This is a genomic window from Flavobacterium sp. (genome assembly GCF_036741995.1).
Classification (GTDB): Bacteria; Bacteroidota; Bacteroidia; order Flavobacteriales; family Flavobacteriaceae; genus Flavobacterium.
Map to the genome: position 1 here is coordinate 1 of NZ_DAINRG010000067.1, position 10,362 is coordinate 10,362.

The following is a 10,362-nucleotide window of genomic DNA, read 5'->3' on the forward strand; positions in this document are numbered from 1 at the left end:
GACTTACAGCAGGAACATACTCATACTCAGTAACGGACGCAAAAGGATGTTCAGCCGAGGCTCAAACGACCATCAATGCAGCACCATCACAAGTGGTACTGAGTGCCACTCCGACACAAATCAATTGTTTTGGTGGTACAGGCTCAGTAGCCTTAAGCACAACTGGTGGGACGGCTCCATATACTTATGCAGTGAACAACCCGGCTACGGCAGGACTTACAGCAGGAACATACACGTATTCAGTAACGGATGCAAAAGGATGTTCAGCTCAGGCTCAAACGACCATTAATGCAGCACCAACTGAAATAATTGTAGTTAAAAAGATTACTAATATTGCTTGTAATGGTGGTACTAATGGAATGGTAATAACTTCTGTTAGTGGCGGAACTGCTCCTTACACTATTTTATGGTCAACAGGAAGTACCGACTTTACGATTTCAAATTTATCAGCGGGTACTTATACAGCAGTTGTAACGGACAGCAAAGGATGTTCAACTAATGTATCTGCTACAGTAACCCAACCTAATGTTTTAACTTCTTCAAAAGTGATTACCAATGTAACATGTAATGGAGATAGCAACGGAAGTGTTACAGCAACAGCAATTGGCGGAACTGCTCCATACACCATTTTATGGTCAACGGGAAGTACTAACTTTACAGTGACTGGCTTAGCTGCAGGTTCGTATACAGCATTGATTACGGATGCTCACGGATGTACAACTACTGTATCTGCTACTATTACACAACCACAGGCATTAGCGTTATCATTTGTTACTTCAAATGTTACTTGTTATGATGGTTTTGGCACGGCAAAAGTTACGGTTACTGGTGGTACGGCTCCATACACTTACAGTTGGAATTCAACTCCGGTTCAGACAACTCAAACGGCTAGTTTGCAAGTAGGAACTTATACCGTTACAGTTAAAGATGCTAAAGGATGTACAGTTTCAGGTATTGTTTCTATAAAATTATTAGCCTGTACAGGTTTCACCACAATAACACAAGGGGGCTACGGAGCTACTTGTAATGGAAATAACTGGGGATGTTATTTAAGCAATAACTTTGTAGCTGCCTTCCCAATGGGATTGAAAGTAGGTTCGGGATCCAATTTCTTAAGATTCTCTTCTGCAGCCGCAATACATAATTTCTTGCCATCTGGTACAACGCCAAGAGCTTTGAATGCCGGTACTTTGGTTAATCCAACCTCAAGTACTTACAGTAATGTGTTGGCAGGACAAGCAGTAGCCTTGACATTATCTTTAGGATTTGACAACAATGCTAATTTCTCTCCATCAACTACAGCATTAGGTAGTTTGGTTATCAGTTCAGGAACTTTTGCAGGGATGACTGTAAGCCAAGTATTGGCTGTGGCTAATACTATTTTAGGTGGTGGTGCTTCGCCATATACGGCTGCTCAAGTGAATGATGCTTTGGATAGAATCAATAGAAATTACGATAACGGAACGAGTAACTTAGGCTACTTAGCGTGTCCTTGTGAAGTTAAGACTGCATCTAAAGCTAAACAAATTGCAAATGCAGACAGTACAAGCAACGAGTTTAGAGGAAGTGTAGTAGTTTATCCAAACCCGGTAAAAGAAAATGCGACTATCGAATTTGACTTAGAAAATGATTCTAATGTTAGCATTACAATCTACAATATGAATGGCCAATTGATTAACACTGTTTACTCCGGTAATGCTTTGGCAGGAGAGAAGTACATCGTTAACCTGAATGCATCAGGAATGAAAACAGGAGTTTATATCCTGAAATTAAATACTGATACAACGGTTTATACTAAATCATTGATTATCTCAAACTAATAATATAGTTAGTAATAGAAAAAGCCCATCTGAAAAGATGGGCTTTTTTATTTGTTAGGATTAAAATGCAAATGCCTTATAAAGAACTTTCACTCATTGGATTACTGATTAATTCCATATAAATCAAGGCAAAAAAGATACTTCAACGAGTTTTATAGTGTTTTGTCGGTTTAATGATTCACTATTGAAATAATAAAATACTTTTATAAGGCAATCTGAAAGGATTTAGAAAAAGACACTAAGTTTAGTAAAGATAATACGTCAAAAACAAAGATCAAACACTTTTGAAAAACCATCTCCACTGAGGTGGTTTTTTATTTTAGTATGCTAATGATTTTTAATCCTTTTTCAATCACATTATTAATCTCTTCCGAAAGTTGGGCTTTATAAATCAGCACCAAATACAACAAAGAAAGTAAGATTGATTTCAGGCCAATGTTGATAATCGTGTGAAACGGAAAATCCCAAAAATAGAACACCAAAAAGCAAACCACTAAGATGCCTAACGAATGCAGCGTTTTAGTAGTAAACGGATACAAATCCATTTTGTTTACCACAAAAAAGAGTTTGATGGTATTGTAAATCATCACCGTAACCAAAGTGGCAAAGGCTGAACCTTCAATGCCATAAAGCGGAATGAAAATCATATTCAGGACAATCATTAAGACTACAGTGAACACTCCAAACAATAAAACCGTTCGGTAATATTTTGTATTGACAATAATTGAATTGTTGTTGCCCAATAACACATCGTAAAACTTGGACAATCCAATAAGAAACACCACGACTATCCCGCCACTGTAATCTTTCGGAATCAGATGGTACATTTCTTTGATGTTGACAAAAATCAGGATCATGATAAAACCACCAATCACTTGCAGGTTGATGGCGCTTTTTTTATACAATTCGTTGAGTTCGTCGTGTTTGTTTTCTACCATGAGTCGGGCGGTGATGGGCGCTATGATTTGCGTCATGGCACGACTGGGCACGGCAATAACGGTAGAGATGAAAATCGCCACCGCATAAAGGGCATTCTGATCCACTTTTTTGTATTGGGGAATCATCACTTTGTCGAAATCAACCAGCATTACAGCTACACCACCGGACACGATGATGAAAAACGAATATTGGATAATTTCTTTGATGTTTTTGGGAATGACAAATCGCAAAACCGGTATTTTTACCGAAATCGCATAGAGTTTCATGCCAATTAATTGTGCCAAATATGCCAATGCCAAACAATACACAAAAGTATCTTTGGCCATCCAATTATAATGAACGGCAATCAATAAAAGCATCACCACTAATCGTACTAAGACTTCGCTGATGAAATTTCCCGCCACCGATTTCATATGCACTTTGGCCCAGGCATAAAACACTTCGAAATACGCCATAAACAAACCAATCACCGGAATCAGCCAAAAGAAAGGTTTCAATGTTGGGTTTTCCTGTATCCAGCTTTGTGAAATAGGTTCGTAGAAAAAGTAAAATCCCAATCCCAGCGGAATGATTAAAGCCAAGGGCAGCACCAACATAAAAGTCAGAAACTCATCGCGTTCTTTTTGGTTTTTATAAGCAGAAAAAAATCGGATTAAGGTATTCTGTGCGCCAAACGCCATCAACGGCATCATGATATTAGCGCCCGAAAGTACCGTAGCCACAATTCCGTAATGCAGTTTCCCAAGAAAGCTGGTGTATAAAAACAAGGCATTCACGGCGCCAATTCCAAATCCAAGGAAAGTGATGATGGTGTTTTTAATCGATTGGCTTTGGACGATTCCCATGTTTTGAATTGTAAATTAAGATTTACGAAGTTAGTAGTTTTTAGTTAAGAATTTAGTCTCCGCAGTTGGCATTATAATAATCCACTAAATCTTTAAGCTCGCTCAAATTGTATTCGTGGTTCTTTATTTTTTCAACCATTACATCACAATCTTTCATATAATCGGCTACTGATTTTATATAGTTGTCCTTAACCTTTGTCGGATATTCTTCGTTTTCCCTTTTTAGGTAGTACGTTGTTTTTTCAATTGCTTTGTTGGAAGGAATGTCAGTATGCCCAGCGCGATCCATATCAGTAGCATAGTATTTACTTCTTTTTCGGTATAGCTTCACCGAGCCTTCGGTGACTACTTCATACAATTCAGAGAAACTGTATTTCGATACTTTGAGGTACTCGTAATGAACAATTTCCCCTTCTTTGATGATGGTTATTCCGGTAACATCTTTCACGGTCCAGGTTTCGTCTTTGTCTTTTTCTTCAATTTTAAAAACAATGACTTCTTCTTTCGAAGTAAAAACAGCTTTCAATTTTCCAATGCCTTCCACCGAAGTACCATCGTTAAAATGAAGTATGGCTTTTTCGAATACATTTTTCACCGGAATATCGATTCCGATTTTTACGGTTTGGGCATTGGCAAAGGTTGCTGTAACTACGATTATGATAAGGAACCATTTTTTCATTTGCTGAAAATAAGTTTCGATAACTGCTCTGTCAAACTTTTTCTGGAATACTGTTGCAAGCCAACGGCATGCGCTTTCAGGTTTTGATTTTGGTATTCCTGATAGTATTTTAAAAGTAATGCTTTTAGCTTTTCTTTTTCATCATACGTAAAGAAAACACCGGTGTTGGTAGAAGTGATAATTTCAGCAAAATCAGAGCCTTCGGGACCAATTGCAATAATGGGTCTTTCGGAAACCATGTATTCAAACAGTTTGCCCGGAATGATGCTTTTGGTGTCTTCGGAATCGATTTCTATTAGTAACAAAACCTGTGATTTGCGTTGGTGTGCCACGGCTTCCTGATGCGAAACGTATCCCAGATTTTCAACGTAATGGTTAAGTTTAAATTCCGAAATCGTATCCAACACTTCCTGACTGGTGGCGCCCATCAATTTCAGGCAGAAATCATTTTTGAAAGCTGCGTTTTCTTTGATTAATTCCTGCAAAGCTTTCCACAAGATTCTCGGATTTCTTTCGGATAAAAAGGAACCGATGTGTGCTAAAGTGAATTTTTCATCCAAAGGCTGTTTGTCAACTTTTTCCACATCATACCCATTGGTAATCACTTCAATTGGTTGGGCAGTAATCGCTTCAAATTCGGTTTTGGTGGTTTTGCTGGTAACGATAATGGTATCGGCAGTATTCAGGACTTCTCTCTCTAAGGTTTTGTGTTTTTTTTCGGCGTAAGCAGAAAGTTTCAACGCTTTGTGATAGCCAATGGTTGTCCAGGGATCACGGAAATCGGCAAACCATTTTACGTTCAATTCCTTTTTCAATTGCAAGCCAATTAAATGCAGACTGTGTGGCGGTCCCGAAGTAACAATAGTATCTATGTTGTTTTCTTCGATGTATTTTTTTAAATAGTTTACCGAAGGTTTTACCCAAAGAAAACGCGCATCGGGAATGAAGATGTTTCCGCGAACCCAAAGCAACGTCTTTTCTAAAAAAGATTGCTTCTTCTGATTCGGAATAATGCCGGAGCTGATTTTTTTGGTTTTGTTTTTCGAAAAAAAGGCAGCAAAACCATAAGGTTCGGTAATCTTGTTTTTTAGTATAATCGCTTGCTCCGAAACTTCGCTGGCCAAACCAGTATCAATAATGGGATAAGTCGGATTCTCCGGAATGTAAACTATCGGTTGCACATGGAAATCTGGCAAGTACTTGACAAACTTTAACCAACGTTGTACTCCCGGTCCACCGGCTGGCGGCCAATAATACGTGATGATTAGCAGTTTTTTGGGTTCGGTCATTTACGCTTGCTTCTTTTTCTTTTGGTCAACATACACACCGCCAAGTATGACTAACAACATTCCAATAGAACTGAACAAGGCAATGGAACTTCCGGTTTTTACCACTTGTGGTTCAAAGTTGAATTCAATGGTGTGTTTGCCTTTCGGAATGTATAAGCCTCTTAGAACATAATCGGTTCTGAAAATTTCTTCTTCTTTTCCGTCAATAGTAGCTTTCCATCCGTCTTTGTAATAGGTTTCAGAAAAGACTGCGAAACCGTCATTTGCATTATTGGAAGTATATTCTATATGATTTGGTTTGTAAACCTTTAATTGAATGGTAGCTGTGCTGTCTTTTACAAATGCCTTATTAACCTTGGTTTTTATGAATGGACCGGGATTAAAAACCGCTATATTTTTAGTGTCTAATTTGTCTAAGGCTTTCATTTCTTCATCAGCAGAATTTACTTTTCTCAGTTCAGAAACAAACCAGGCATTGCCATTGGCAAACGGATTCGTGATTGGCACACTTTGTCCGTCTTTCACTTCTACTAATAAATATTTGATGTTCAAAGCATCAAGCACCGGAATGTTTTTGGTTAATGACAGTGTTTTTGGATCAATGTTACTGCCCAAATCGGCTAATTTTTTGTCAATTTGGTAATCAAACAATTGGTCGTAACGTCTCGGACGCACAGCGCTGTATCCGCCAACAGATTTGTGGAAATACGAAGTTCTACCTTGCAATCTGCCTTGCAACTCATAGACTCTGTAAACCGATTTGTCTTTTAGGATTTCTTCGTCAGCCGGAGTTGGTTCAAACGGTTGATCCACTTCGCGCGCACTTTTGAATTGTTTCGGATTGTTGCTTACATAGTTTTTATCGACAAAGAATAAATCGCCTACCATGAAAATCCCCACGAGGATAATAGCGGTGTTTTGTGCCAATTTTCCTTTCAGATAAAACCACAAAGCGCCAAAAGCCACTGCCATAAAAAATCCGGAACGCAGCAAATCCGCCATGAATAAACTGGCTCGGTCAGCTTTTAAAGCCTGCACAAAGGCAGTGCCCATTTCTTTGCCATAAGCTTGAATGTAGTAGCCATCGTTTTCGGTAGAGAAGGAGAACATGCTTTTCGCTAAAAACAAAACAACGATTAGACCAATAGAAGTAGCTGCGGTGTATAGCAACGATTTCTTCTGATTTTCGGTGTCTTTAAAAAACGATTGCAATCCCATAATCGCTAGCACCGGAATGCACAATTCCAAGATAACCTGTATCGAAGAAACCGCTCTGAACTTGTCGTATAGCGGCACATATTCGATAAAGAAATTGGTCAGGCCTGAGAAATTTTTTCCCCAGGAAAGCAATAAGGAAAGCAAAGCTCCCGCTACGAAAGCATATTTTATTTTGCGTTTATCATGATACAAAGCCAGCACGCACAGGAAGAAAACGATAGCGCCAATATAAGCCGGTGCGGCTACAATAGGCTGGTCTCCCCAATAAGTTGGTGCTGATTCGGCAAACTGACTGGCTTCTTCTTCCGAACCGCCTTGGTTGATAATGAATTCGTATAATTTACTGTCTTTCCCCACGTTTTCCACATTGGAACCACCAAAAAGTCGGGGAGCAATTAGGTCTAAACTTTCGCCAATGCCATAACTGTATTCCGTAATATAGTCGTTTGACATGGAGGCTGTTGTATTGTTTTTAGAGCCATCAGCGTTGAAGGTCAGTTCGCTTTTGCCACGAATACTGGAATCTGTATATTCTTTAGTAGCCATCAAACTGGTAGCATTGACACCCACAGCTAAAGCAACGGCTACGGCAAATGTTCCGGCAATTTTTGGCAATGATTTCAGGTCTTTTTCCTGAAAAAGTTTGTACAGTAAATAAATGCCGAGCACCATCAAAAGGAATAACAAATAATACGTCATCTGAAAGTGATTGGCATTGATTTCCAAAGCCACCGCTAACATGGTTAGTATGCCTCCGTGCAAATATTTTTTCCGGAAAACCAGAATAAACCCGGCAACCACCAATGGCATGTATGCAATAGCGTGTGCTTTGGCGTTATGTCCAACGCCCAGAATTACAATAAGGTAAGTGGAAAATCCAAACGCCAGCGCTCCGAAGAAGGCCTTTAACGGATCTACTCTGAAGACTAACAACAATCCATAGAACCCTAAGAAATACAGGAATAAATAATCGGCCGGTCTGGGCAGAAAACGCAATAGATCATCCAGTTTTCCGATATAATCGTGCGGATAATTAGCGCCTAGTTGATAGGTTGGCATGCCACCAAAAGCGGAATTGGTCCAATAAGGTTCGGTATGGTATTCGGCACGAAAATCGTTTTGCTCTTTGGCCATACCAGTGTATTGTACGATATCGGACTGGAAGATTTTTTTGCCTTGCAAAACCGGATAAAAATAAACTATGGAAATGGTGATGAAACCAATAAGGGCTAAGAAATGCGGATAAAACTTTTGAAGTTGCTTCATTTATTTGGTTGGATAGGGATGTTTAGTTGCTATTCAATTTCTTCAAAATCAACATATTCGCCAACGATTTTTTTCTCTTTTGGTTTTTCGGCAGCGGTTGATTGTGTATGGTTTTGTTGTTGGTAATTTTGATGTTGTTGGAATTGTTCCGAAGCTTTTTCGACAACCTTTTTGGCCAATACAGGTAAAAACAATCGTGCTAAAAACTTGAAAACATAATAAAAAACCAATATGTAAAATAGGTCTTCTATTAATCCGGTAAGAGATGCAGTTTCCATTGCTAAATAATTTTTGTCAAAAATACTAAATTCCTGAATTTAAATTTCGGTTTGACTTCTTAAATAAATAATAAAAAATGCTACTTTTGAAACACTAAGTTTCAACGCTTAAATTTCTCAACTTATGATGACTCTAAAAAGAATATTCGTCGCTTGTTTTCTGATGATTTCGGCTTCCCAATATGCACAATATACCGACATTATCAATTCGAACCGGCCGGGAGAATCCATGTCGGCCTTTTCGGTGGGGAAGACAGTGATTCAGGCAGAAGGGGGCTTCTATGGCATCAAAGAAAAGCACGATTTACTGCGTTACGAAGCCAATGGTTTCGGAACCGAATTGGATGTACGGTATGGTGCTTTTTTTGATCAGTTTGAGTTTGATTTAAATACACAATATCAGTACGATTGGTATCAGGCGCCCTTGGTTAGTGATACTCGCGGTGGTTTCAAACAGCTTACGCTTGGCGCTAAATATTTGGTATATGATCCGTATCTGAAACAGAATGATAAACCTAATGTCTACAGTTGGAAAGCCAATCACAAATTCAAATGGAACGATTTTATTCCGGCCGTGGCGGTTTATGGCGGTTTTAATTTGCAACTGGGAACCAATCCGTTTACGTTCAAAGGCGATTCCAAATTCAGTCCGAAAGTGATGGTGATTACGCAAAATCAATTTGGAAAACACTGGGTTTTTGTGACCAATATTATTGCGGATAAAATCTCCACCAAATACCCAAGTTATGGTGTTATCGCTACAATGACCAGAGGTTTCAATATGCGTTGGTCCGGAATGTTGGAGTTTCAAGGCTATAAAAGCGATTATTATGCCGATACGGTTTTCCGATTGGGAGCGGCTTATTTAGTTCGCGAGAACATTCAATTGGATGCTTCTGTGAGTAAAAATGTAAAAGAAACACCGGCGATAGCTTATGCTAACATTGGTGCTTCGTGGCGTTTTGACAGTAATTATGAAACGAATTACAAACGCGTAAAAAACAAAAAAGACGATAAGGATAAAAAGGACAAAAAATCCAAAAAAGATAAAGGCAAAAAGCGAAAAGACGAAGTAGAATTAGAAAAAACCAAATAATGATTACCATAGTTGAAGCCGATAACAAGAAGTTATTAAAAGAGTTTGTACAATTTCCGTTTGCCTTATATAAAAACCATCCGTACTGGGTTCCGCCATTAATCAATGATGAACTGGAAACCTTTGATAAAACTAAAAACCCTGCCTTTGCCACGGCTGATGCTCATTTCTATTTAGCGTATCGCGATACTAAAATTGTTGGTAGAATTGCTGCCATTATCAATTGGAGTGAAGTAAACGACCAGCAAAAGAAGAAAGTGCGTTTTGGTTGGTGGGATGTTATTGATGATGTTGAAGTAACCAAAGCCTTGCTCGAAAAAGTATATGAATTTGGCCGGAATAATAACCTGGAGTATGTGGAAGGGCCGATGGGTTTTTCAAATTTGGATAAAGTAGGCGTGCTTACCGAAGGCTTTGATGAAATTGGTTCGATGATTACTTGGTACAACTTTCCGTATTACAAGACGCATTTAGAGCAGTTGGGTTATGTGAAAGAAAAAGAATATCTCGAGAATAAATTTCCTTTTTCAAATGTTAAGACCGAGTTTTTTGTTAAGCCAAATGAATTGGTAAAAAGAAGATACCAGCTTACCGCGCTCAATTTCACCAACACCAAAGACATCATGCCTTATGTGGACAAAATGTTCGATTTGTTCAATTCGAGTTATGCCGATCTTTCCTCTTTTGTAGCCATAACCGATGTGCAGAAGGAATACTTCAAAAAGAAATACATCAGTTTCATCAATCCGGAATACATCAAGTTTGTTGAAGATAAAGATCAAAACATTGTAGCGTTTAGTATAGTAATGCCAAGTTTTTCAGAAGCTTTGCAAAAGGCAAAAGGGAAGTTGTTTCCTTTCGGATTTTATCATTTGCTTAAAGCCAAAAAAGAAAGCAAGGATGTGTTATTCTATTTAATAGGCATCGATCCG

The 10,362-nt window shown here is 38.6% G+C and carries 8 protein-coding genes; 3 read left to right on the top strand and 5 right to left on the bottom strand.

Features of this window, described 5'->3' with window-relative positions:
* On the top strand, positions 1 to 1,820 hold a 1,820-nt coding region (locus V7D82_RS12655), incomplete at its 5' end, for a T9SS type A sorting domain-containing protein (protein ID WP_333601336.1).
* Positions 1,821 to 2,134: 314 nt separating this feature from the next.
* Here V7D82_RS12655 and V7D82_RS12660 read toward each other — a convergent pair.
* Genes V7D82_RS12660 through V7D82_RS12680 form a run of 5 tightly spaced genes read right to left on the bottom strand, consistent with a single transcriptional unit; the run spans position 2,135 to position 8,334 of the window.
* Entirely contained in the window at positions 2,135 to 3,604 is a 1,470-nt protein-coding gene (locus V7D82_RS12660; RefSeq protein ID WP_333601337.1) for a lipopolysaccharide biosynthesis protein, read from the bottom strand.
* 52 nt (positions 3,605 to 3,656) lie between these two features.
* Positions 3,657 to 4,283, bottom strand: coding sequence for a hypothetical protein (locus tag V7D82_RS12665; protein ID WP_333601338.1), 627 nt, complete (start codon positions 4,281 to 4,283; stop codon positions 3,657 to 3,659).
* Positions 4,280 to 5,572: a glycosyltransferase family 4 protein gene (locus tag V7D82_RS12670; protein ID WP_333601339.1), complete on the bottom strand. Its 1,293-nt coding sequence runs from the start codon at positions 5,570 to 5,572 to the stop codon at positions 4,280 to 4,282. Before V7D82_RS12670 ends, V7D82_RS12665 begins: the two co-directional genes overlap by 4 nt.
* Positions 5,573 to 8,056, bottom strand: coding sequence for a YfhO family protein (locus V7D82_RS12675; protein WP_333601340.1), 2,484 nt, complete (start codon positions 8,054 to 8,056; stop codon positions 5,573 to 5,575).
* A gap of 29 nt (positions 8,057 to 8,085) precedes the next feature.
* On the bottom strand, positions 8,086 to 8,334 hold the full coding sequence (locus V7D82_RS12680; protein ID WP_333601341.1) for a DUF4834 domain-containing protein: 249 nt from the start codon (positions 8,332 to 8,334) through the stop codon (positions 8,086 to 8,088).
* 124 nt (positions 8,335 to 8,458) lie between these two features.
* On the opposite strand from V7D82_RS12680, the gene V7D82_RS12685 reads away from it, so the two are divergent.
* On the top strand, positions 8,459 to 9,430 hold the full coding sequence (locus tag V7D82_RS12685; RefSeq protein WP_333601342.1) for a transporter: 972 nt from the start codon (positions 8,459 to 8,461) through the stop codon (positions 9,428 to 9,430).
* Positions 9,430 to 10,362 (top strand): GTP cyclohydrolase (locus V7D82_RS12690; protein ID WP_333601343.1); only part of this gene is annotated, 933 nt, incomplete at its 3' end. The genes V7D82_RS12685 and V7D82_RS12690, both read left to right, overlap by 1 nt.

Excerpts from the sequence above, each read along its gene's own strand:
- V7D82_RS12660 (WP_333601337.1), bottom strand. The coding sequence starts at position 3,604 with ATGGGAATCGTCCAAAGCCAATCGATTAAAAACACCATCATCACTTTC.
- V7D82_RS12665 (WP_333601338.1), bottom strand. The coding sequence starts at position 4,283 with ATGAAAAAATGGTTCCTTATCATAATCGTAGTTACAGCAACCTTTGCC.
- V7D82_RS12670 (WP_333601339.1), bottom strand. The coding sequence starts at position 5,572 with ATGACCGAACCCAAAAAACTGCTAATCATCACGTATTATTGGCCGCCA.
- V7D82_RS12675 (WP_333601340.1), bottom strand. The coding sequence starts at position 8,056 with ATGAAGCAACTTCAAAAGTTTTATCCGCATTTCTTAGCCCTTATTGGT.
- V7D82_RS12680 (WP_333601341.1), bottom strand. The coding sequence starts at position 8,334 with ATGGAAACTGCATCTCTTACCGGATTAATAGAAGACCTATTTTACATA.
- V7D82_RS12685 (WP_333601342.1), top strand. The coding sequence starts at position 8,459 with ATGATGACTCTAAAAAGAATATTCGTCGCTTGTTTTCTGATGATTTCG.